Raw genomic sequence first — 21,757 nt, 5'->3', positions numbered from 1 at the left:
TTTGAGGCAAGACCGGCGGCACGTGCGAATGCAGGTTGATAGGCGCTGCTAATAGTGCTGACGCGACCCTCCCGCTGTTGGCTAGACTCGATCAACGCCCACATTTCCTACAGGACATCTCTGCATGAGCATGACGTTTTCCGGCCAGGTTGCCCTGGTAACCGGCGCCGCCGCCGGTATTGGCCGCGCCACCGCGCTGGCGTTCGCCGCCGAAGGCTTGAAGGTCGTGGTTGCCGACCTGGATGTGGCGGGCGGTGAGGGCACTGTGGCGCTGATCCAACAGGCCGGTGGTCAAGCGCTGTTTGTGCGCTGCAACGTCACCCAGGACGCGGATGTGCAGCAGTTGATGGCGCAGACCCTCAACGCTTATGGCCGCCTGGACTACGCCTTCAACAACGCCGGGATCGAGATCGAGAAGGGCAAGCTGGCAGACGGCAGCGAAGACGAGTTCGACGCCATTATGGGTGTCAACGTCAAGGGCGTCTGGTTGTGCATGAAGCACCAGTTGCCACTACTGCTGGCCCAAGGTGGCGGGGCGATCGTCAACACGGCCTCGGTGGCGGGGTTGGGGGCGGCGCCCAAGATGAGTATTTACGCGGCGTCCAAACACGCGGTGATTGGCCTGACCAAGTCGGCAGCCATCGAGTACGCCAAAAAGAAAATCCGCGTCAACGCCGTGTGCCCGGCGGTCATCGATACCGATATGTTCCGGCGCGCCTATGAAGCCGACCCACGCAAGGCCGACTTCGCGGCCGCCATGCACCCGGTGGGGCGCATCGGCAAAGTCGAAGAGATCGCCAGCGCAGTGCTGTACCTGTGCAGTGATGGGGCGGCATTCACCACCGGCCAGGCCTTGGCGGTGGACGGTGGGGCCACGGCGATCTAAGACCTCGCGCCTACGCCTATTCGAAAAGGATTTTGTGGCTGTGGGGCTTTTCCTCGGCTGGCACAGTGCCTTGTCAGAATGTGTATCACTAGGTAAATAACTCAATAAAATCAATACTTTAATAAGTTTTAGCCGACGGCTATCCCAAGCTTCTGTGCTTAACTTCGCTGGGTTGAATAACAGACAGTTGAAGTGAGTGGCTCATGGATTTAGGGATCGATCGACAAGCCCTTGTACCGGTGGTGCAGCAAATCGTCAGCGCGGTGGCGCAGTGGATTCGCAAGAGCGGAGCGGGCCCTGGCACGCGCCTGCCGTCTATCCGGCAATTGGCCCTGGATAACCTGCTCAGCCAGTCCAGTGTGATCGAAGCCTATGAGCGGATGGTCGCCCAGGGTCTGCTGGCATCGAGGCAGGGCTCGGGGTTTGTGGTGGCGCAGCCGCCTGTCTCTCACGAAAGCCAATGGTATGAAGGTGCGGAGCGGGCCTGGGGGGCCTTCGTCGACAACCCGTTGGGTGAGTTGAAACTGGGGTGCGGCTGGCTGCCGGATGCCTGGCGCGAAAGCGACGACATCAGCTACGCCATCCGCGAAGTCACGCGCACCGACACCGCCGGGCTGTTCAACTACAGCACCCCGTTGGGGCTGCGTACGTTGCGTGAGCAACTGCTCAAGCGCCTGACTCAGCTTCACATCCCCGCAGGCCTGGACCGCATCCTCACCACGGGCGGTGCCAGCCATGCCCAGGACCTGCTGATTCGTACGCTGCTCAAACCGGGCGATTGCGTGGTGGTGGAGGCCCCGGGTTATGGCAACCTTTACCGGCAACTGGCCGGCCAGGGCGTGACCTTGCTGCAAGTGCCCCGTACCCGAGGGGGGCCGGACATCCCCGCGCTGGAAGCGCTGCTGCAACACCATCGGCCCAAGTGCCTGTTTATCAACAGCCTGTATCACAACCCTACCGGCACCAGCCTGTGTCGCGCGGTGGCCGAGCGCCTGCTGGAACTGGCGCAGCGGGAAAACTTCCTGATCATCGAAGAAGACGTGCTGGGCGACCTGCAACCGGCCAGTTGCACGCGGCTTTCGGCGTTGCCCCACGATGATCGGGTGATCTATGTCGCGAGCTTTTCCAAGACTCTGAGCAGTGCGTTGCGAGTGGGTTATGTCAGCGCCAGCACGGCGATCATCACCCAATTGGCCAATCTCAAGACCCTGACCGGCTTCGGCACCTCGCGGTTTGCCGAGGCGGTGGTGGCGACCTTGCTGGCCAATGGCACGTACCGCAAATGGGTGCAGCGCCTGCGCAAGCGATTGGGCACTGAGATGGCCGCCACCTTGCAGGTGCTGGAGGATGAGGAGTGGGAGGTGTTCGCCGTGCCCACTGGCGGTATGTTCGTGTGGACACGGCCGGGCACAGCGACGTCCGTGCGCTTGCAGGCCTGTGCCCGACGTCTGGGTGTATTGCTGTCGCCGGGCGCGTTGTTCAGCCCCTGTGGTGAGCACAGTGACTGGTTGCGCATCAACGTTGCGTACGCGGCAGACCCGCGCGCGCTGGCGCTGTTCCGTGAGTTGGGCCCCGCCAGATCGACCTCGACCATTCTGAAAACGACGAGCATGTAGCTTTTTGCCATTATTCCGGCGCCAACGTCTTGTGTTCAGTGCCTTGAGGTTGCCAATCTCGCTGCTGGTCAACCGGGCTTGATGGCATCTGCCATTGCAAGAGGACGCAAGTGCAATGATTTCGGCCGTGCAACGACGTTTCGCCAACCTGGGTATGGCAAAAAAACTGGCCCTGGGGTTTGCCCTGGTCCTACTGCTGACGGCGCTGGTGGCGGCTATTGGCGTGTGGTCCCTGCAAACCGTTGGGCAGCGATTTGAAGGCCTTAACGCCATGTCGTCGCTCAACAGTGGCTTGCTCAAGGTGCGCTTGATCGAGCAGGACTATGCACTGCACGCCGATCCCAAGGCCGTCGATGCCTTGCATGAAAGTGTCGATGCCTTGGCGGCCCTGGCGGCGAGCCTTAAGGCGCAATCGGCGGCCAATGAGCCGGTGATGGCCGATGTCGAACAGGCCCTGGCGGCTTATCGCAAGGCCTTCGATGAGTTTGTCGAACTGACCCAGACCAAGGACTTGGCGCTGGAAATGGCCAGTTGGTCGGTGTCCAGCGTGGCCAATAACCTCGATGTTTTGCAGGCTGGCCTGGCCGACGACGGTGCCTATGGCCTCAAGGAAAGCCAGGGCAAGGAGGGCGCTGAGTTTATCGAGCAGGCGGGGCAGGTCAGCCAGGTTTCGCGCTTGATGCTGCAGGCCATGAACGAAGCTCGGGTGCGCCTGGATCAGAGCCGCAAGGTGGGCGAAGACGACACCGAGCAAGGCAAGATCGAACAGGCTGACCAGGCCCTGGCCCAGGTTGAGCAGTTGAAAACCTCGGTCAAAGACTCCGGCTATCAGACGGTGCTCAATGAAGTCTCCGGGCATATCGCCGCGTTCAGCGAAAAACTGGGGGAATACACTGGCCTGCTGGCCCAGGAAAAAGTGGTCTACAAACAACTCAATGACCGGGCGGCCCAGGTGGTCAGCCGGGTCAACCAGGCCTACGACGCCGAAGATCAGTCGATGCAGGCCCAGTTGAAGAAAAGCACATTGTTGATCATCGGTTCATCGGCCTTGGCCCTGTTGGTGGGGCTGATTGCGGCGTGGGTGATCACCCGGCTGATCGTCGCGCCGCTGCGCAGTGTGATCGCGGTAGCTCAGCAAATTGCGGCCGGGGATTTGAGTGGGCGCATGGAGGTCAGCCGCCGCGATGAGATCGGCCAGCTAATGCAGGCCATGCAACAGATGGGTAATGGCCTGAGCCAGATGGTCAGCGGGCTACAGGCAGGTATTGAGCAACTGGCCAGCTCGGCGCATTCGCTGTCGAGCGTGACCGAACAAACCAATGTCGAGGTCAGCAGCCAGAAGGAAGAAACCGAGCAGGTGGCCACGGCGATGAATCAGATGACCGCCACCGTGCATGACGTGGCACGCAATGCCGAAGAGGCAGCGCAAGCCGCGCAAACGGCCGACGACAAGGTCGACAGCGGCCAGCAGGTGGTGCGCCAGAGCTTGCAGCGTATCGAATTGCTCGCGACATCGAGCACCAGCGCCAGCGCCAGCATCGAAAGCCTGAGTGCGGAAATCCAGAACATCGGCACCGTGCTGGGGGTGATCAAGAGCGTGGCCGAACAGACCAACCTGCTGGCCCTCAACGCCGCCATCGAAGCCGCTCGCGCCGGCGAGCAAGGCCGTGGTTTTGCGGTGGTGGCTGATGAAGTGCGGGCACTGGCCAAGCGTACCCAACAGTCCACCGAGGAAATCGAGCGGCTGGTCAGCACCTTGCGCAGTGCGGCGCAGTCATCGGTGCAGCAGATTCAGCAAAGTGGCGAGCTGGTCAAGCTGGCGGTCAGCGATGCGCTGGAGACCGAAAGCGCCCTGGGCAGCATTGCGGTGGCGGTGTCGTTGATCCAGCAGATGAACCAGCAAATTGCCGCCGCAGCCGAACAGCAGAGTTCGGTGGCCGAAGAGATCAATCGCAGTGTCACCAGCATTCGCGCCAGCGCCGATCAGTCGGCGTTGAGCATGCAGGGCAATGCTGCGTCGAGCATCCAGTTGGCGCAGTTGGGCACGGAGCTCAAGGGCATGGTGGGACACTTCCGCCTTTGACCGCCGCCCATGTGCAGCAGTCAACGGGCAGGGCGCTCACGCGTTGTTGGCGAGGAAGGTCAGCAGCGCTTCGTTGACGTACTCCGGGTTTTCCCTGGCACTGATATGGCCCGCTTCCGGGATCGAGATCAGGCTGCAGCCGATCAGTCCGGCCATTTCCTGTGCTTCGGTCGGTGGGCGGGGCTTGTCGAACTCGCCACACATCACCTGGGTGGTGTCGGCGTCCAGGCGCGGCAGCTGCTGCAACACATCTTCACGGCTGAAGATTAACCGACCCAGGGGCACGATACTGTCCAGCAGGCGCTCGCGGGAATACGCTTGCAGCGACGTGCGAAAGTCCTGATACAGCGCGGACTCCCGGTCGATGCCTGGGCGAAAGAAAATCGGTGCGATCACATCCAGCAGCGGCTCGGGGATGGCGCCGCCGTCTTCGATCATCTTGAACAGCGAAAAATAGTACTGGCGCGTGGCGTCGGGCTCGGCGCCGAGGTAGGTGTCCATCAGCACCAGGCTGTTGATGCGCTGCGGTGCCAGCAGCGCCAGGCGTGCGCCCCACATGCCGCCTACCGACAGCCCCACCAGGTTGATTTGCTCGATGTCCAGGTGATCCAGCAGTGCGAGGGCCTGGCGCGCCAGATCGTCGAGGGACAGGGTGGTTGCAGGCAGTGGGCCCGATTCGCCATGCCCCCACAGTTCGGGGACGATCACACGGTATTGGTGTGACAGGGCTTCGATCTGCGGCGCCCACATTTCAGCGCCCCACAGGTAGCTTGAACCCAACAGGACGACGGGGCCGGTGCCCTGGTCGATGTAGTGCAGCGGTTGTCCATCAATGACGGCGACAGGCATAGCAGGCCTCTGACTTCACGAAGTGAGGGGCACTTTTTTACGCTACTCGGGGGCGGGGGGATAGGTGCAAAGTGATGGCATGTGGCGAACAGGGTCCGCCACATGGGAGGGGCAATCAGTCGTAGATGACTCTCTTTTTCCACTCGGCGTCGGTGTCGGCCACTTTCAGGCCTTCGGTCAATTCGTTGACCTCATCTTCAGCGGGCTTGCTGTTGGTCAGTACCGTGGAGTTGGCGCGGGCCAGTTGCCCTTCCAGGTGTTGCAGCTGAGTGCTGTAGGTCACCGGCTCCGGCTGTTTGCGCAGGTACTGCACACCGCGTTCGAACGCCAGGCGCGCCTGGCCCGGCTGGCCTTGTTGCAGGGCATGCTGGCCGAGGTTGTTGAAGAATTCGATGTGCAGCAGCACCAGGATATGGCGGATTTCCTTGATCCAGTGCTTGGCCTCGTTGGCCGGCAGGAAACCATCCTGGGCGGCGCGGGTGACCTGGCCGTGCAGGGCTTCGAGCAGGAAGCGCACGTCCTTGGCCTTGGCTTCGGTCTGGATCGGGGCGGGCGGGTTGTTCACCGGGATCGATTCGCCTTGGGCCACCAATGCGTTGAGTTCGGTGATACGCGCCTTGGCCGTTGCGCTGGTCTTGTTGAGGTTGAGCAGGCGCTGGTTGACGTTGAGCTCCAGGCGCGTCAGCAGCAGCTTGAGGGCCGGGGTCATCAATTGGCCAGGGAAGGTCTCGGTGATTTCACCGCAGCGGCGCAGGCGATCGTTAAGCTCGATCTCGGTACGCTTCTTCTCCAGCTTGTTGTTTTCCACCACGTGGTTCATGTAGCCAATGGCGATCAGTATTACGATCCCGGCTATTACCAGCAGGGTGATCATGAGTGGTGTCACCGGTGTGACCTCTTTATAGGGTTTGCTGTGGAGTGTAGTGACTGGACCATCCGGCGGATAGGACTGATCGACCAGTTGCCCAGGTAGATGCTTCTATATAGGTAATCGTTCCATGAGTGGATGCACATTGCCATCATTTGCTGGCACGAACTATAGCGTCTTGTCGAGCGTCAGAATATAGGCGCCAAGGCCCAGACAGGCAGAATGATCGCATAGGCCCGCAAAGCAGGGCGAAGTCATTGATTTTAATAAATTTATCCTTGGGGGTTGACGACCTTTCAATCCATCCATAGAATGCGCGCCACTTAAAGCGGAAAGCACACAGCGAAACGCGATAAGTAGTGAATGTTGTACGTGTGTCCCCTTCGTCTAGTGGCCTAGGACACCGCCCTTTCACGGCGGTAACAGGGGTTCGAGTCCCCTAGGGGACGCCAATATGCGGGAATAGCTCAGTTGGTAGAGCACGACCTTGCCAAGGTCGGGGTCGCGAGTTCGAGTCTCGTTTCCCGCTCCAAGTTTAAGCAGTGTGGCTCTCGGGCGGCACTGAGTGAAACCAGGGCATAATCTTCGGATTTAACCTCTGGACACTGAAATACACACCATGTGTTTCAGTTGTGTGTCCCCTTCGTCTAGTGGCCTAGGACACCGCCCTTTCACGGCGGTAACAGGGGTTCGAGTCCCCTAGGGGACGCCATTTGCGGGAATAGCTCAGTTGGTAGAGCACGACCTTGCCAAGGTCGGGGTCGCGAGTTCGAGTCTCGTTTCCCGCTCCAATTTAAGCAGTGTGGCCCTCGGGCGGCACTGAGTGAAACCAGGGCAAAATCTTCGGATTTAACCTCTGGGCACTGGAATACACACCATGTGTTTCAGTAGCGTGTCCCCTTCGTCTAGTGGCCTAGGACACCGCCCTTTCACGGCGGTAACAGGGGTTCGAGTCCCCTAGGGGACGCCATTTGCGGGAATAGCTCAGTTGGTAGAGCACGACCTTGCCAAGGTCGGGGTCGCGAGTTCGAGTCTCGTTTCCCGCTCCAATTTAAGCAGTGTGGCCCTCGGGCGGCACTGAGTGAAACCAGGGCAAAATCTTCGGATTTAACCTCTGGGCACTGGAATACACACCATGTGTTTCAGTAGCGTGTCCCCTTCGTCTAGTGGCCTAGGACACCGCCCTTTCACGGCGGTAACAGGGGTTCGAGTCCCCTAGGGGACGCCATTTGCGGGAATAGCTCAGTTGGTAGAGCACGACCTTGCCAAGGTCGGGGTCGCGAGTTCGAGTCTCGTTTCCCGCTCCAATTTAAGCAGTGTGGCCCTCGGGCGGCACTGAGTGAAACCAGGGCAAAATCTTCGGATTTAACCTCTGGGCACTGGAATACACACCATGTGTTTCAGTAGCGTGTCCCCTTCGTCTAGTGGCCTAGGACACCGCCCTTTCACGGCGGTAACAGGGGTTCGAGTCCCCTAGGGGACGCCATTTGCGGGAATAGCTCAGTTGGTAGAGCACGACCTTGCCAAGGTCGGGGTCGCGAGTTCGAGTCTCGTTTCCCGCTCCATATTCAATGAAAACGCCGATCAGAGATGATCGGCGTTTTTGTTTGTGCGTGATTTATGCCTGACGGATGTGCTCGTTCCCATGCTCTACGTGGGAACGATCTAGCCCATCAGGATCAGAGCTTCGGCAGTTGGCCGATACGAATCATCATTTCGGTGACGATCTGCAGGTCCAGTAAGAACTGATCAACCGTCTTAAACTCGTAGTTGGTGTGGCCTGTGTACTTCATGTCGAGCCTGGCCAGGCCGAACTGCACGCCGTTGGGTAGGTCATGCACTGAGGTTGAGCCGGCAGAGGAGCCGAATTTGCGTTCCATGCCAAGGTTTTCACTGGCTACGTCCAGTAAAGCCTTGACCCATTCTCCTTCAGGGTCGCGGTGCATCGGTTCGGTCATGAAGTATTCCAGCCCTATCGCAATACCAGTCTTCTGGCTCCAGGTACCTAACTTGTGGGCAATATCGGCTTTCAGCGCGGTTAGGGGTTTTCCCTTCGGTACTCGCAGGTTTACCGTCAAGGTGAAGGTCTTCTCGTCCATCCCGATAAAGGTCAGTGAGGTGGTCAGCGGGCCCATGAACGCATCGGAAAAACCAATGCCCAGTTTGCTACCCAAGTAATCCAGCCCCCAGTTGTCGGCGGCGTAGCGCGCCGCATCCGTAATATGGTTTTGCTTAAGGGCGATTTTCCCGTCCAGGCTGTGGATGAAGCCAAGCATCCTGGCCACCGGGTTTACACCGGATGCGGGCTCTGAAGAGTGCGCGGATACGCCGGTCACGGTCAGACTGACCTTGTCGTCAATGACCTGGGCGCTCACGTGGAAGTTACCGCCATTGCGGCTCGCATATTCATTACCTGTGGTTTGCAGGCGTGCGGCCAACTCAACGGGGTTCTCATCTAAGAGTATCGCAACCGATGTGAGCGGGATCTGATTGGCTGCAAGGCCTCCTGTCATGGAGAGGATTTCGGCACCGTCACCTCGGGCGTTCCGGCGGGCGAAACTTGCCGTGACCGTGCCATAGCCTTTTTCCGCTATCACCACTGGATAACCTCCATCCAGTGCCAGGTTATAGCTGGGCGTTGGGTTGCGTTCAAAGTAGTAGGCGATTGCATTCCCGGCGATTTCCTCAGTGGTATCGATCAGCAGCTTGAAGTTTCTCGCCAACGGCAGCCGCTCCTCCTGGATGACTCGCATCGCGTAAAGCGCAACCACGATGCCGTTCTTGTCATCCTCCGTGCCTCGGCCATACAAGCGGTTGCCGATTTGGGTGACTTTGAACGGGTCGAGTTGGGTGCCGTCATCTAATTCCCAGTTTTTCGGGTTGGCGGGCACTACGTCTGCATGCGCGTGTAGGCCCACGACTTCATCACCGACGCCGTTGAGGGATATCTCGTAAACGCGGTTGTCGATGTTGCGAAAGGTCAAGTTGAATGATTCGGCCAAGTCGCTGAGTGCGTTGCCGATCCTGATGAATTCGGGGTTTTCGTGCTGGGCAACACCCTCCACGCGAAAGGTCGGGATGGCGACCAGTTCGCTCAGGGTTTGGAGGGCGGCGTTGCCGTACTTCAATCGGGCATAGAGGCCAAGCAGGCGGTGAATCTGGTTTTGCTGCTCGCTGGAAAGAGCTTTGCCGTCAAGGAAGCCGCTGATTGTCGGGCCGAGGTCGTTGCCCAACGCTGGGTTTTTTATGCCCACTTGCCTTAAGAACTCACGAAAGTCCGTGGGCGATGTCTCGCTGAGGTTGGTGAGGATGGCGGTGCTTTGCAGCGGGGAAATATTTGCCTGTACGGGCAGTGTGAGCAGTACAGCGGGGGCGACCAGAACAACGGCAAGCAGGTACTTGAGTGATGCTTTCATTGTTGTAGTACTCCTATCTTCGTAGGCAGTTGGAAGTGCCCGTCGAAATTACCATCGCGAAGCGGAGGTCAAGGTGTTCAAAACAAAATCAGGCATTTCCTACGTGTATCTTCTCAATGCAAAACGCCGCTTAATCATAAGCGGCGTTTCTGTTGGTACGGGTGGGTCAGAGCTTGGGCAGTTGCCCAATACGCCCCATCATTTCGGTCACGATCTGCAGGTCCAGCAAGAACTGGTCGACGGTTTTGAACTCATTGTCAGTGTGCCCGGTGTATTTAACCTCCGGGCGCGCCAGGCCGAACTGCACGCCATTGGGCAGTTCATGCACCGAGGTCGCGCCGGCCGAAGTGCCAAACGTGTGCGCCATGCCCAGGTTTTCGCTGGCCACCGCCAATAGCGCCTTCACCCATTCACCTTCCGGGTTGCGGTACATCGGCTCAGCCACCGAATACGTAAAGTCCACCTTCACTTTAGTGTTCTTGTCCCAGGCGTTCAGCTTGTCGGCGATCTCAGCTTTCAATTTTTCCGGCGATTTGCCCTTCGGCACCCGCAGGTTCACCGCCAGCTTGAAGGCCTTGTCATCCAGCCCCACGAACGTCAGCGAAGTGGTCAGCGGCCCCATGAACTCATCCGAGAAACCCACCCCCAACTTGCCACCCAGGTAATCCAGGCCCCAGTTGTCGGACGCATAACGTGCGGCATCGGTGATGTGGTTGTGCTTGAGCGCGACCTTGCCATCGATGCTGTGGATCAGCTCCAGCATGCGCGATACCGGGTTGATGCCCGACTCAGGCTCGGAGGAGTGCGCCGAAACGCCCGTCACCGTCAACTTGACCTCTTTGCCGACCACCTTGGCCGCCACGTCGAAATCAGCGCCGTTGTCCATGGCGTACTGTGCGCCGGCTTTTTGCAGGTTGGCAGCCAACTCGGCGGGCTTGTCAGTGACAAAGGTAGCCACCGACGCCGACGGAATCTGGTTGGTGGCCATGCCGCCGGTCATCGAAATGATTTCTGCGCCTTTGCCATCACCCTTGCGGCGCGGGAAGGTGGCCATGACGGTGCCGTAGCCTTTCTCGGCAATCACCACCGGGTAACCGCCATCCAGCGCCAGGTTGTACTGCGGCGTCGGGTTGTGTTCGAAATAGTAGGGGATGGCGTCGCCGGAGGTTTCCTCAGTGGTGTCCACCAGCAGTTTGAAATTACGCGCCAGCGGCAGCTTTTCTTCCTTGATCACCTTCATGGCATACATCGCTACCACGATGCCGTTCTTGTCGTCCTCGGTGCCGCGGCCATACATACGGTCGCCAATCAGTGTGACCTTGAACGGGTCGAGCTTGGTGCCATCTTTGAGGACCCAGTTTTCCGGCGTCACCGGCACCACATCGGCGTGGGCGTGGATGCCCACCACTTCATCGCCGCTGCCTTCCAGGGAAATTTCGTACACGCGGTTATCAATATTGCGGAAATTCAGGTTGAAGGCCTTGGCCAGGTCCTGGATCTTGCCGGCGATCTTGAGGAACTCCGGGTTTTTATACTGAGGCACGCCGTCTACGTTGAATGTCGGGATCTCCACCAGTTCACGCAGGGTTTCGGTGGCGGCCTTGCCGTACTTCACGCGTGTGTAAATGCCCAGCAGGCGGTGAATTTCGTTCTGCTGATCGGCGGTCAGGGGCTTGTTTTCGAGGAAAGCATTGATCGAAGGTGCAAGGTCACCCTTGGCCAAGGCGCCGAGGAAACCACGGAAATCAGTGACGGATTTTTCGTTGAAATCTTTGAGAATCGCCGCGCTTTGATCCGGGGTGATATTGGCAAAAGCAGGCGCAGTGAAGGCTGAAAGGCTTGCCGCGAACAAGGTGGCAGCCGCCAAGTGCTTGAGGGGAAAGTGCATTGCTGGAGCATTCCTTTGCAGGTCGTGAGTAAGAAGTTTCTGACCAAACTGTCAGAAACATTTTCACACACTACCATCAGTCGGGTGCGCAACGTCAATGCTGGCCCCGTTCACCCTAGGGTGTGCTCAGCTGATTTCGTAGCGCACCGACAGTGCGCCTTTTTTCTCCGACAGGGCCACGATAGTCACCTGGCCCAGTTCGCCCAATGCCTGCACATGGGTACCGCCGCATGCGTACGCGGGTAGCTCGCCAAAGCCCACTTCACGCGTGCCATCTTCCAGGGCCATATGGCGCGGGTAGTCGGCGGCGATCCACTGGTTGATCTGTTGCTGCAGCATCTGAGCGTCGATGGCTTGCGCCGCTTCACCTCGAATAAAGGTGATCTTGCCTTCGCCTGGCCAGTGATGGGCCTTGATCGGCATCCAACCCAGCGTTTCGCCGGCATTGCCGATCAAGTGCCCGGCGGAATGCAGTCGGGTGTGCAGGGCGCGCCGTTGTTCATCGACCCGCGCTGTTATTGGGCCGGGCTGCACGGGTTGACTGACATAGTGCACCACCCGGTCGGCTTCCTGGGTGACCCGTACCACCGGGCTGTCGCCGAGCCAGCCGGTGTCGAACGGCTGGCCGCCACCTTGGGGGTGGAAGATTGTTGACTGGAGGGTGACGGCAAACAGAGCGTCGTGAGGTGTGCAACTGAGCACTTCCAGTTCGGCGGTCAGGTGGTCATGGGTGAAAAACAGGCGCTCGGTCATCGTCTACATCCGCATCAGGGTTCTGCGGGCAGTATAAATAGTGCGCAGATGGGTGATAATCCGCTCAATTATCAATGGACCTGTGCGTCATGAGCATCAATCTTCCCTTGCCGCTGTTGGGTGAAATGGCGACGTTCGTCAAAGTGGTGGAAACCGGTAGTTTCTCCGAAGCCGCGCGGCAGATGGGTGCTTCGCCTTCCTCGGTGAGCCGTAGCATCTCGCGCCTGGAAAAGGCCTTGGCCACGCGTTTGTTGCAACGCACCACGCGCAAATTGCGCCTGAGCGAAGGTGGTGAGGAGGTGTTCAAGCGTTGCCAGGAGATGGTCAATGCGGCGCGCTCGGTGATGGAGATCAGCGGCCAGTTCACCCACGAGGCCGAAGGCCTGGTGCGGGTCAGCGTGCCCAAGGCGGTGGGGCGGTTTGTGATACATCCCCATATGCCCGAGTTTCTGCGGCGTTATCCCAAGGTGGATGTGCAGTTGATCCTTGAGGATCGGCCGGTGGACTTGATCGACGATAACCTCGATCTGATCCTGCGCATTTCTGACAGCCCGCCGCCAGGTCTGGTGGGGCGCCCCTTGTTTCCCATCGAGCATTTGCTGTGTGCCACGCCACAGTACCTGGCCGAGCACGGCACGCCGGAGCATCCCCATGACTTGTTGGAGCACAGCTGTATTTACCTGGGGGAAACCCCGGCGGATGCACGCTGGAAGTTTCGCCAGGCGGGTAAGACGGTGACCGTCGGCGTGCGTGGGCGGTATGCGGCGAATCACACCGGCGTGCGCATGGACGCGGTGTTGCAGCATGTAGGGATTGGCAGCTTGCCGTACTTTACGGCGCGCCATGCGCTGGAGGCGGGGACGGTAGTGCAGGTGTTGGCGCAGTGGGACTTTATTGCGTCGTACCATGGCGAGGTGTGGTTGCTGCATTCGCCGACGCGGTATTTACCGCCGAAGTTGCGGGTGTTTATTGACTACCTGGTGGAGTGCATGACCAAGGAGCCGACCCTTCGCCACCGGTAGAAACGCGGTGCAAATGTGGGAGCGGGCTTGCTCGCGAATGCGCAGTGTCAGTCACCCGATGTGATGACTGATCCACCGCATTCGCGAGCAAGCCCGCTCCCACAATTTAGTTCAGCAGTGTCTGGAAGAATCAGTGCTTGCTTAGGTCGTCCGGCATGGCCAGCAGTTGCTTTTCCTGGTTCCAGTCGAACGGTTCGTCGTTCTGTTCGGCCTCAAAGCGACGTTCTTCCAGGGCTTGGTACATGTCCAGTTCTTCATCGGGCATGAAGTGCAGGCAGTCACCGCCAAAGAACCACAGCAGGTCGCGGGGGACCAGGTGGGCAATTTGCGGGTAGCGTAGGATGACCTGGCTCATCAGGTCTTGGCCCAGGTACTGGCTTTCGATCGGATCGATAGGCAGCAGGGCGCGCAATTCGTCGAAACGCTCCAGGAACAGCGAATGGCTTTCCTCGGGAACCTGTTCGGCTTCGCCGACGGCAACCAGGATGCTGCGCAGGTGGTCGAGCAAGACGAGATGATCGGCAACGACGTTGGACACGAGATAAGTCCTCTAAAGCAAAAACGGGCGCGAGAGTATATAGCTCACGCGCCCGTTTTTATATGACCGCCTGGATCAGCGGATTTTACCCTCGGTGTGCGCCAGCTCTTCCTTACTGAAATCATCCACATCGATCACCTTGCGTCGCGCTGCTTCAGCGTCACGCAGGGTTTGCGCTTCGCCCGGTTGCAGCACGCCGGCTTCCAGTGCAGCGTCAATCGCGTGCTCGCCGGCTGCAGGTTTGACCTGGCCGCTCTTGAGCGCGGAGTGCAGTTTTTTCTGCAGCGGGTGGCTGGCGCTGAGCAGGTCGTAGGCGTGTTGCAAGGCGCCGACAGGATCGTCCGCCGATTGCGGGCGGTAGCAGCCGGCCAGCAGTTCTTCCAGGGTCGGGTCGCCCTTGGCGCGGCCGATCACCGCGGCCACTTCGGCATCCAATGCGTCGGACGGCCCGGTATGACGGCGACCAAGTGGGAACACGATCACCCGCAGCAGGCAGCCCAGCACCTTGTTCGGGAAGTTGCTCAGCAGTTCATCCAGCGCACGCTCCGACTGGCCGAGGCTTTCTTCCATGGCCCAGGCGAACAGCGGCTCAAGGTGGTCGGGCGAATCCAGGTCGTGGTATCGCTTGAGTGCGGCCGAGGCCAGGTACATGTGGCTCAGCACATCGCCCAGGCGTGCCGATAGGCGTTCGCGGCGTTTAAGTTCGCCGCCTAGCAGCATCATGCTCAGGTCGGCGAGCAGGGCGAACGCCGCAGCCTGGCGATTCAGCGCACGGAAATACCCCTGGCTCAAGCGGTTGCCGGGGGCTTTCTCGAAGTGACCGACGCCCAGGTTCAATACCAGAGTGCTGGCGGCGTTGCTCACGGCAAAACCGATGTGTTGCATCAGCAGGCCGTCGAACTCCTTCAGCGCCTGGTCATGGTCTTCTCGACCGGCCAGGGCCATTTCCTTGAGCACGAACGGATGGCAGCGGATCGCGCCCTGGCCAAAGATCATCAGGTTGCGCGACAGGATATTCGCGCCTTCCACGGTGATGAAGATTGGCGCCCCTTGCCAACTGCGGCCCAGGTAATTGTTCGGGCCCATGATGATGCCCTTGCCGCCGTGCACGTCCATGGCGTGGCTGATGCACTCGCGACCGCGCTCGGTAAGGTGATACTTGAGGATCGCCGACAGCACCGAGGGCTTCTCCCCCAGGTCCACCGCGTTGGCGGTGAGCATGCGCGCACTGTCCATCAGCCAGGCGTTGCCGCCGATGCGCGCCAGGGCTTCCTGGATACCTTCGAAAGCCGACAGCGGTACGTTGAATTGTTCACGCACCTGGGCGTACTGGCCAGTCACGAGGCTGGTGAACTTGGCCGCGCCGGTGCCCACCGCTGGCAGGGAGATCGAACGCCCTACCGACAGGCAGTTCATCAGCATCATCCAGCCTTTGCCGAGCATTTCCTGGCCGCCGATGAGAAATTCCAGCGGGATGAAAACGTCCTTGCCGGAGTTGGGGCCGTTCATGAAGGCGGCGCCCAGGGGCAAATGGCGACGGCCGATCTCAACGCCGGGGGTATCGGTAGGAATCAACGCCAGGCTGATGCCCAGGTCTTCCACATCGCCCAGCAGGTGGTCCGGGTCATGGGCCTTGAAGGCCAGGCCCAGCAGGGTCGCGACCGGGCCGAGGGTGATGTAGCGTTTTTCCCAGTTCAGGCGCAGGCCGAGTGTTTCCTTGCCTTCCCATTCACCTTTGCAGATCACCCCGGTGTCGGGCATCGCGCCTGCATCGGAGCCCGCCAGCGGGCCGGTGAGGGCGAAGCACGGGATGTCATCGCCGCGGGCCAGGCGTGGCAGGTAGTGGTTGCGTTGCTCATCAGTGCCGTAATGCAGCAGCAGTTCGGCTGGGCCAAGGGAGTTGGGCACCATTACGGTGGAAGCCAGGTCGCCGCTACGGGTGGCAAGTTTCATCGCGACCTGGGAGTGGGCGTAGGCGGAGAAGCCCTTGCCGCCATATTCCTTGGGAATGATCAGGGCGAAGAAGCCGTGGGTCTTGATGTGCTCCCAGGCGGCGGGCGGCAGGTCCATGGCCTGGCCGATTTCCCAGTCGCTGACCATGGCGCAGAGTTCTTCGGTAGGGCCGTCGATGAAGGCCTGTTCTTCCTCGGTCAGTTGGGCCTTGGGGTAGGCCAGCAACTTGTCCCAATCCGGGCGGCCGCTGAACAACTCGCCGTCCCACCATACGGTGCCGGCATCGATGGCATCGCGCTCGGTCTCGGACATCGGCGGCAGGACTTTCTGGAACCAACTGAACAGCGGCTTGGTGAAGTACTGGCGGCGCAGGTCCGGCAGCAGCAAGGGCGCGGCGATGGCGGCCAGCAGCACCCAGAAGATCAGCAGCAGCCAACCCGGCGCATGACTCCATGCCCCCATCGCCAGCAAGTACACGGCGACCACACCCAGGGCGGGTAGGGGCGCGGTACGGCGGTGTGCCAGGTAGGCAATGCCGACCACCAGAACCAGTATCCACAACAACAGCATATTCAATCCTCCGTGAAACCAGGGGCGAAACCACCAAGCAGCTTAGTCGGCATCCGAGCAAGCGGGTGATCAGGGTGTAACGAGATTTGGCCGATTCGTCGTTATCTCCAAGGCTGGCCTGTGGTTAGACTCCAGGCTTCTTTCGGAGATAACGCTCATGGATACGTACCTGAGTCCCAGCCGCTTCATCGATAGTGACCACCCTGCGGTGGTGGAGTTCGCCGAAAAACATCGCGGTTCCAGTAGGGATTTGCGTGACCAGGCAGTCAGTCTCTATTACGCCGTGCGTGAGGCGATTCGCTACAACCCCTACACCTTCAGCCGCGACCCCGGCACCTTGAACGCCAGCTTTGCCTTGGCCGCCGGCGAAAGTTACTGCGTGCCCAAGGCCACGCTGCTCGCAGCCTGCGCCCGGCATTGCGGTATTGCGGCGCGCATCGGCCTGGCGGATGTACGCAATCATCTGTCGACGCCGCGCCTGATCGCGTTGCTCAAGAGCGACGTGTTTGCCATGCACGGCTATACCGAGCTGTATCTGGACGGGCGTTGGGTCAAGGCCACGCCGGCGTTCAACCAGCAACTGTGTGAGCTGTTCGATGTACCGCCGCTGGAATTCGATGGCATCAATGACAGCGTCTTCCACGCCTTCAACCGCCAGGGTCAGCGCTCGATGGAGTACGTGGTGGACCACGGGCAATTTCCTGACGTGCCGGAGGTATTTTTCTTCGAGCATATCCGCCAGTGTTACCCGCACCTGTTTGCCGAAGACATGCCGAACCTGCTGGGGGACATGCACACCGATTTAAGCCGCGCGTGAACCGGCGTATGCTGCTGCGCTCACCAAACAATAAGGCACGGTCATGCTGAAAATCTGGGGTCGTAAAAATTCGTCAAACGTCAGGAAAGCACTGTGGTGCGCCGAGGAACTCGGCCTGGACTATGAAGCAATTGATGCGGGCGGGGCTTTTGGTGTGGTCGACACGCCGCAATACCGAGCGCTGAATCCGAATGGCCGGGTGCCGATGATCGAGGACGGCGACTTTGTGTTGTGGGAATCCAACACCATCGTGCGCTACCTGTGCGCCAAGCAAGGCTCCAGCTGGTACCCAACCGACCTGAAAGCCCGGGCCAGCGCGGAAAAATGGATGGACTGGACCACCTCCACCCTGGCCGACCCGTTCAAGGCGGTGTTCTGGGGCGTCGTGCGCACCCCCGCCGAAAAACAGAACTGGGACAGCATCAACGCGGGCCGCCAAGCCTGCATCGATGCGCTCGCCACCGTGGACAAGGCCCTCGCCGAACAGCCGTATCTGTCGGGCGACGAGTTCGGTATAGGCGATATTCCCCTGGGCTGCTTTGCCTACGCCTGGTTTGAAATGCCCATCGAACGCCCTGCAATGCCCCATCTGGAGGCGTGGTACCAGCGCCTGCAACAACGCCCGGCCTACCGCAAAGCGGTCATGACCGCGTTGACCTGATAAAGACTATTAACACGGGTGACTGTACTTGTGCGGCGCAGGCAAGCACCATGCCTGTCATGCGCCGCCGTTGAACTACCTGGGCTGCGCCCTCATCTATTCTTTCTGTTCCCTTCTTTGGTGCGTATTCCGATATGAGTTCCGCTCTGTCCATCCGGCAGCTAACCAAAACCTACGGCAACGGTTTCCAGGCCCTGAGTGGTATCGATCTGGACGTTGCCGAAGGTGACTTCTTCGCCTTGCTCGGCCCCAACGGTGCCGGCAAATCCACCACCATCGGTATCCTTTCCACCCTGGTCAACAAGACCAGCGGTACGGTGAATATCTTCGGCCATGACCTGGACAAATCCCCGGCGGCGCTCAAGCGTTCCATCGGCGTGGTGCCCCAGGAATTCAACTTCAACCAGTTCGAAAAAACCTTCGACATCGTCGTGACCCAGGCCGGTTACTACGGCATCCCGGCGAAAATCGCCAAGGAACGCGCCGAGCAGTACCTGACCCAGCTGGGCCTGTGGGACAAGCGCGACGTGCCTTCGCGCTCGTTGTCTGGCGGCATGAAGCGTCGCCTGATGATCGCCCGCGCACTGGTGCATGAGCCGCGCCTGCTGATCCTCGATGAGCCCACTGCTGGCGTGGACATCGAGCTGCGTCGCTCGATGTGGACCTTTCTCACTGAGCTGAACGAGAAGGGCATCACCATCATCCTCACCACCCACTACCTGGAAGAGGCTGAGCAGCTGTGCCGCAACATCGGCATCATCGACCACGGCACCATCGTCGAGAACACCAGCATGCGTAACCTGCTGGGCCAGTTGCATGTGGAAACGTTCCTGCTGGACTTGAAGAACAACCTGTCAGTGCCGCCGCAATTGCTCGGTTACCCGAGCCGCCTGGTGGACAGCCATACCCTGGAAGTCCAGGTGGACAAGGCCATGGGCATCACCGCGCTGTTCACGCAGTTGGCGACCCAGAACATCGAGGTGCTGAGCCTGCGTAATAAAACCAATCGCCTTGAGGAGTTGTTCGTGTCCCTGGTGGAGAAAAACTTGGCGAAGGTGGCGTTATGAGTTCCGAACTGCAACCCAACCTCGTCGCGCTGCAAACCATCGTCTATCGCGAAGTGAAGCGCTTTACCCGGATCTGGCCGCAGACCCTGCTGCCGCCGGCGATCACCATGGTCCTGTACTTCGTAATCTTCGGTAACCTCATTGGCCGCCAGATCGGCGACATGGGTGGCTTTACCTATATGGAGTACATCGTGCCGGGGCTGATCATGATGTCGGTGATCACCAACTCCTACGGCAACGTGGTGTCGAGTTTCTTCGGCAGCAAGTTCCAGCGTTCCATCGAAGAGTTGATGGTGTCGCCGGTGTCGCCCCACACCATTCTGATCGGCTACACCTTAGGTGGCGTGCTGCGCGGGTTGATGGTGGGGGTGATCGTGACCTTGTTGTCGCTGTTCTTCACCCACCTGCAGGTGCATCACCTTGGGGTCACCATTTTGGTGGTGGTACTGACGGCGACGATCTTTTCGCTGCTGGGGTTTATCAACGCGGTATTTGCACGCAACTTCGATGATATTTCGATCATCCCGACGTTTGTGCTGACGCCGTTGACCTACCTGGGCGGGGTGTTCTACTCCATCTCGTTGCTGCCGCCGTTCTGGCAGACCGTGTCGCTGGCCAACCCGGTGCTGCATATGGTCAACGCCTTCCGCTACGGCATCCTGGGGGTGTCGGATATCAAGATCAGCGTGGCGATCACGTTCATGTTGGTGGCGACAGTGGTGCTATATATCGGCTGTGCGAAGCTGCTGGTGAGTGGGCGCGGGATGCGTACCTAACTTACTGAATGCATGCAGTAAAAAATGTGGGAGCGGGCTTGCTCGCGAATGCGGTGGATCAGTCACCTTATCTGTTGACTGACACTCCGTATTCGCGAGCAAGCCCGCTCCCACATTTGTTCTGTGTATAGGCTTTAAGTTTTCAGCGCCAATTCGATCAGTTCGTGCAGCTCTTCAACCTGCAACGGCTCACTCCCAAACAAAATCCTGAACACCGTCGGCGCCGCGAGTAGGTTGATCAACCGATCCACGCTGGGCGCGGTGCTTTCTGGATAGCGATCCACAATCACCTGCAACTGCCCGCCTATCAACGCCACGCAATACCCCGGCGTCTGGCTGCATTGCACATCGCGCATCATGTTGCGCCCAGGCTCTGAACTCATCTCATCCAGATACTGCTCGGCCCAGGCTTGCAGGTCGCCACGCAGGCTGCCGGTGTTGGCGGGCTCGCTGTCCGGGCGCATGCGCTCCAGGGCCACATCGGCGAGCAGCACCGAGAGGTCACCCCAGCGTCGGTAAATAGTGGAGGGCGTGACGCCTGCGCGCGCTGCAATCATCGGCACGGTGACGCTGGAACGCTCATGGGCTTCCAGCAGTTCGCGCACCGCACGATGGACGGATTCTTGGACCCGGGCACTACGGCCCCCCGGGCGGAGCCCTTCTTTTATCGCCATGTTTGCGACCTTAACACAAAGAATTTGCTTTAAGCGCCGACCAGTAGCACACTCCGCAAAAGCAAAATATTAGCTTTAGCGGAGCGTGCCCATGTCCAGCATCAGTTCTAATCGTTCCAGCCTGGTGTTCCTGGCGATCACTTTGCTGACCTTCTTGGCCGCGTCCAGCGCGCCGACGCCGTTGTATCACCTGTATCAAGAGGGTCTGCACTTTTCGGCAGGCATGCTCACGTTGATCTTTGGTGTCTACGCCATCAGCCTGTTGGCGGCATTGCTGACGGTGGGGTCGTTGTCGGATCACTTGGGGCGCAAGTCGGTGATTTTTGCCGCGTTGGTCCTGGATATGGCGGCGATGCTGCTGTTTATCAATGAAAGCAGTGTGGCTTGGCTGATTGCTGCGCGCACCCTGCAAGGCTTCGCCACTGGCATGGCCACGGCGGTGCTCGGTGCGGCCTTGCTCGACACCGACCGCCAGCAGGGCCCACTGGTCAACAGCGTGGCGCCGTTGTTGGGCATGGCGTGCGGCGCGATGGGCAGCAGTCTGCTGGTGGAGTTCGCGCCGCTGCCAACCCAGTTGATCTATTGGGCGCTGTTCGGGCTGATGCTGTTGCAGGCGCTATACGTATGGCGCCTGCCGGAAACCGTTAGCCGCATTCCCGGTGCGCTGGCCTCACTGCGCCCTACCTTGCACGTGCCGCACCAGGCTCGCCGGGCGTTGTGGTTGTCGTTGCCGGTGGATATCGCGGTGTGGGCGATGGGTGGGTTTTATCTATCGCTGGCGCCTTCGCTGGTGCGGGCGGCGACGGGGTCCACGTCAAACCTGATCGGAGGCGGGCTGGTGGCGGTGCTGACGTTGAGCGGTGCGCTGATGATCTTCAGCCTGCGTAATTATCCTGCCGACAAAGTCCTGCGCTTGGGCGCAAGCCTGCTGGCGGTGGGCGTTGCGTTGATCCTTGCGGCGGTGCACAGCGCCAGCTTGCCGCTGTTTTTCATCGCCACGTTGATCGCCGGCAGTGGTTTTGGCGCTGGGTTCCTTGGCGCCTTGCGCAGTGTTGTGCCACTGGCCTTGCCCCACGAGCGGGCAGGGTTGATGTCGGCGTTTTATGTGCTCAGTTACCTGGCGTTCTGCCTGCCCGCGTTGCTGGCGGGCAATCTGATCCGCAGTTTCGGCCTGATCCCTACCACCGACGGTTATGGTGTTGTGCTGATTCTGCTGGCCCTCGGCGCCTTGGCCGGTTTGCTGATGCAGGGTTCGGCGCGCTGTGCATATAGGTAAAATAGATAACAGTTAGAGAAATTACCCGTTATATAGATATTCGA

17 protein-coding genes, 10 tRNA genes and 1 pseudogene are annotated in these 21,757 nt (G+C 59.7%); 20 read left to right on the top strand and 8 right to left on the bottom strand.

Annotated elements, in window-relative coordinates:
- Positions 1–124 precede the first annotated feature (124 nt).
- The 4 genes and pseudogenes from ACLD1Y_RS05165 (at position 125) to ACLD1Y_RS05150 (ending at position 4,585) form a co-directional block, all read left to right on the top strand.
- Positions 125–886: an SDR family oxidoreductase gene (locus ACLD1Y_RS05165; protein WP_429476059.1), complete on the top strand. Its 762-nt coding sequence runs from the start codon at positions 125–127 to the stop codon at positions 884–886.
- Between the two features lie 203 nt (positions 887–1,089).
- Complete coding sequence (locus tag ACLD1Y_RS05160; protein WP_429476057.1) at positions 1,090–2,502, top strand: PLP-dependent aminotransferase family protein; 1,413 nt, start codon at positions 1,090–1,092, stop codon at positions 2,500–2,502.
- Positions 2,503–2,617: 115 nt separating this feature from the next.
- Positions 2,618–3,679: pseudogene (locus tag ACLD1Y_RS05155) on the top strand (HAMP domain-containing protein); the annotation flags it as partial.
- Complete coding sequence (locus ACLD1Y_RS05150) at positions 3,668–4,585, top strand: methyl-accepting chemotaxis protein (RefSeq protein ID WP_429476563.1); 918 nt, start codon at positions 3,668–3,670, stop codon at positions 4,583–4,585. The pseudogene ACLD1Y_RS05155 and the gene ACLD1Y_RS05150, both read left to right, overlap by 12 nt.
- A gap of 36 nt (positions 4,586–4,621) precedes the next feature.
- On the opposite strand, the gene ACLD1Y_RS05145 is transcribed toward ACLD1Y_RS05150, so the two are convergent.
- Entirely contained in the window at positions 4,622–5,434 is an 813-nt protein-coding gene (locus tag ACLD1Y_RS05145; protein ID WP_429476055.1) for an alpha/beta fold hydrolase, read from the bottom strand.
- A gap of 115 nt (positions 5,435–5,549) precedes the next feature.
- Positions 5,550–6,320: a hypothetical protein gene (locus ACLD1Y_RS05140; protein ID WP_429476054.1), complete on the bottom strand. Its 771-nt coding sequence runs from the start codon at positions 6,318–6,320 to the stop codon at positions 5,550–5,552.
- A 358-nt stretch (positions 6,321–6,678) separates the two neighbouring features.
- Here ACLD1Y_RS05140 and ACLD1Y_RS05135 point away from each other — a divergent pair.
- The 10 genes from ACLD1Y_RS05135 to ACLD1Y_RS05090 all read left to right on the top strand — a co-directional run bounded on the left by ACLD1Y_RS05135 (position 6,679) and on the right by ACLD1Y_RS05090 (position 7,867).
- Positions 6,679–6,754 (top strand) — tRNA-Glu (locus ACLD1Y_RS05135).
- A 4-nt stretch (positions 6,755–6,758) separates the two neighbouring features.
- Positions 6,759–6,834, top strand: a tRNA-Gly gene (locus ACLD1Y_RS05130).
- Between the two features lie 104 nt (positions 6,835–6,938).
- A tRNA-Glu gene (locus ACLD1Y_RS05125) sits at positions 6,939–7,014 on the top strand.
- A 3-nt stretch (positions 7,015–7,017) separates the two neighbouring features.
- A tRNA-Gly gene (locus ACLD1Y_RS05120) sits at positions 7,018–7,093 on the top strand.
- A 103-nt stretch (positions 7,094–7,196) separates the two neighbouring features.
- Positions 7,197–7,272 (top strand) — tRNA-Glu (locus ACLD1Y_RS05115).
- Between the two features lie 3 nt (positions 7,273–7,275).
- A tRNA-Gly gene (locus tag ACLD1Y_RS05110) sits at positions 7,276–7,351 on the top strand.
- A 103-nt stretch (positions 7,352–7,454) separates the two neighbouring features.
- Positions 7,455–7,530, top strand: a tRNA-Glu gene (locus ACLD1Y_RS05105).
- 3 nt (positions 7,531–7,533) lie between these two features.
- A tRNA-Gly gene (locus ACLD1Y_RS05100) sits at positions 7,534–7,609 on the top strand.
- Between the two features lie 103 nt (positions 7,610–7,712).
- Positions 7,713–7,788, top strand: a tRNA-Glu gene (locus tag ACLD1Y_RS05095).
- Positions 7,789–7,791: 3 nt separating this feature from the next.
- Positions 7,792–7,867, top strand: a tRNA-Gly gene (locus ACLD1Y_RS05090).
- 114 nt (positions 7,868–7,981) lie between these two features.
- Here ACLD1Y_RS05090 and ACLD1Y_RS05085 read toward each other — a convergent pair.
- The 3 genes from ACLD1Y_RS05085 to ACLD1Y_RS05075 all read right to left on the bottom strand — a co-directional run bounded on the left by ACLD1Y_RS05085 (position 7,982) and on the right by ACLD1Y_RS05075 (position 12,359).
- A complete protein-coding gene (locus tag ACLD1Y_RS05085) occupies positions 7,982–9,718 on the bottom strand; it encodes a dipeptidase (protein ID WP_429476052.1) in 1,737 nt (578 codons plus the stop codon).
- Positions 9,719–9,884: 166 nt separating this feature from the next.
- A complete protein-coding gene (locus tag ACLD1Y_RS05080; protein ID WP_429476050.1) occupies positions 9,885–11,606 on the bottom strand; it encodes a dipeptidase in 1,722 nt (573 codons plus the stop codon).
- A gap of 126 nt (positions 11,607–11,732) precedes the next feature.
- A complete protein-coding gene (locus ACLD1Y_RS05075; protein ID WP_429476048.1) occupies positions 11,733–12,359 on the bottom strand; it encodes an alanyl-tRNA editing protein in 627 nt (208 codons plus the stop codon).
- Between the two features lie 89 nt (positions 12,360–12,448).
- On the opposite strand from ACLD1Y_RS05075, the gene ACLD1Y_RS05070 reads away from it, so the two are divergent.
- The gene (locus ACLD1Y_RS05070) at positions 12,449–13,381 is read left to right on the top strand and encodes a LysR substrate-binding domain-containing protein (RefSeq protein WP_429476046.1); all 933 of its coding nucleotides are present in this window, start codon (positions 12,449–12,451) and stop codon (positions 13,379–13,381) included.
- A gap of 130 nt (positions 13,382–13,511) precedes the next feature.
- On the opposite strand, the gene ACLD1Y_RS05065 is transcribed toward ACLD1Y_RS05070, so the two are convergent.
- The gene (locus tag ACLD1Y_RS05065) at positions 13,512–13,919 is read right to left on the bottom strand and encodes a PA2817 family protein (protein WP_429476045.1); all 408 of its coding nucleotides are present in this window, start codon (positions 13,917–13,919) and stop codon (positions 13,512–13,514) included.
- Between the two features lie 75 nt (positions 13,920–13,994).
- On the bottom strand, positions 13,995–16,442 hold the full coding sequence (locus tag ACLD1Y_RS05060; protein WP_429476043.1) for an acyl-CoA dehydrogenase: 2,448 nt from the start codon (positions 16,440–16,442) through the stop codon (positions 13,995–13,997).
- A gap of 157 nt (positions 16,443–16,599) precedes the next feature.
- Between ACLD1Y_RS05060 and ACLD1Y_RS05055 the strand changes: the two genes are divergently transcribed.
- The 4 genes from ACLD1Y_RS05055 to ACLD1Y_RS05040 all read left to right on the top strand — a co-directional run bounded on the left by ACLD1Y_RS05055 (position 16,600) and on the right by ACLD1Y_RS05040 (position 19,763).
- Complete coding sequence (locus tag ACLD1Y_RS05055) at positions 16,600–17,259, top strand: transglutaminase-like domain-containing protein (RefSeq protein ID WP_429476041.1); 660 nt, start codon at positions 16,600–16,602, stop codon at positions 17,257–17,259.
- Between the two features lie 43 nt (positions 17,260–17,302).
- Positions 17,303–17,920 (top strand): glutathione S-transferase family protein, encoded by a 618-nt coding sequence (locus ACLD1Y_RS05050; RefSeq protein WP_429476039.1) that lies wholly within the window; start codon positions 17,303–17,305, stop codon positions 17,918–17,920.
- Positions 17,921–18,054: 134 nt separating this feature from the next.
- Complete coding sequence (locus ACLD1Y_RS05045) at positions 18,055–18,987, top strand: ABC transporter ATP-binding protein (protein WP_429476037.1); 933 nt, start codon at positions 18,055–18,057, stop codon at positions 18,985–18,987.
- Positions 18,984–19,763 carry an ABC transporter permease gene (locus ACLD1Y_RS05040; RefSeq protein ID WP_010211648.1) on the top strand — a complete coding sequence of 260 codons (780 nt, stop codon included), beginning with the start codon at positions 18,984–18,986 and terminating at the stop codon, positions 19,761–19,763. Before ACLD1Y_RS05045 ends, ACLD1Y_RS05040 begins: the two co-directional genes overlap by 4 nt.
- A gap of 134 nt (positions 19,764–19,897) precedes the next feature.
- Here ACLD1Y_RS05040 and ACLD1Y_RS05035 read toward each other — a convergent pair whose 3' ends face one another.
- Positions 19,898–20,437 carry a TetR/AcrR family transcriptional regulator gene (locus ACLD1Y_RS05035; RefSeq protein WP_429476034.1) on the bottom strand — a complete coding sequence of 180 codons (540 nt, stop codon included), beginning with the start codon at positions 20,435–20,437 and terminating at the stop codon, positions 19,898–19,900.
- Positions 20,438–20,528: 91 nt separating this feature from the next.
- Here ACLD1Y_RS05035 and ACLD1Y_RS05030 point away from each other — a divergent pair, with 91 nt between their 5' ends.
- On the top strand, positions 20,529–21,713 hold the full coding sequence (locus ACLD1Y_RS05030) for an MFS transporter (protein WP_429476032.1): 1,185 nt from the start codon (positions 20,529–20,531) through the stop codon (positions 21,711–21,713).
- Positions 21,714–21,757: the final 44 nt, after the last annotated feature.

It is taken from the genome of Pseudomonas sp. 18175 (assembly GCF_050432925.1).
Taxonomy (GTDB): domain Bacteria; phylum Pseudomonadota; class Gammaproteobacteria; order Pseudomonadales; family Pseudomonadaceae; genus Aquipseudomonas.
This window is presented reverse-complemented; position numbering and strand designations above follow the sequence as displayed.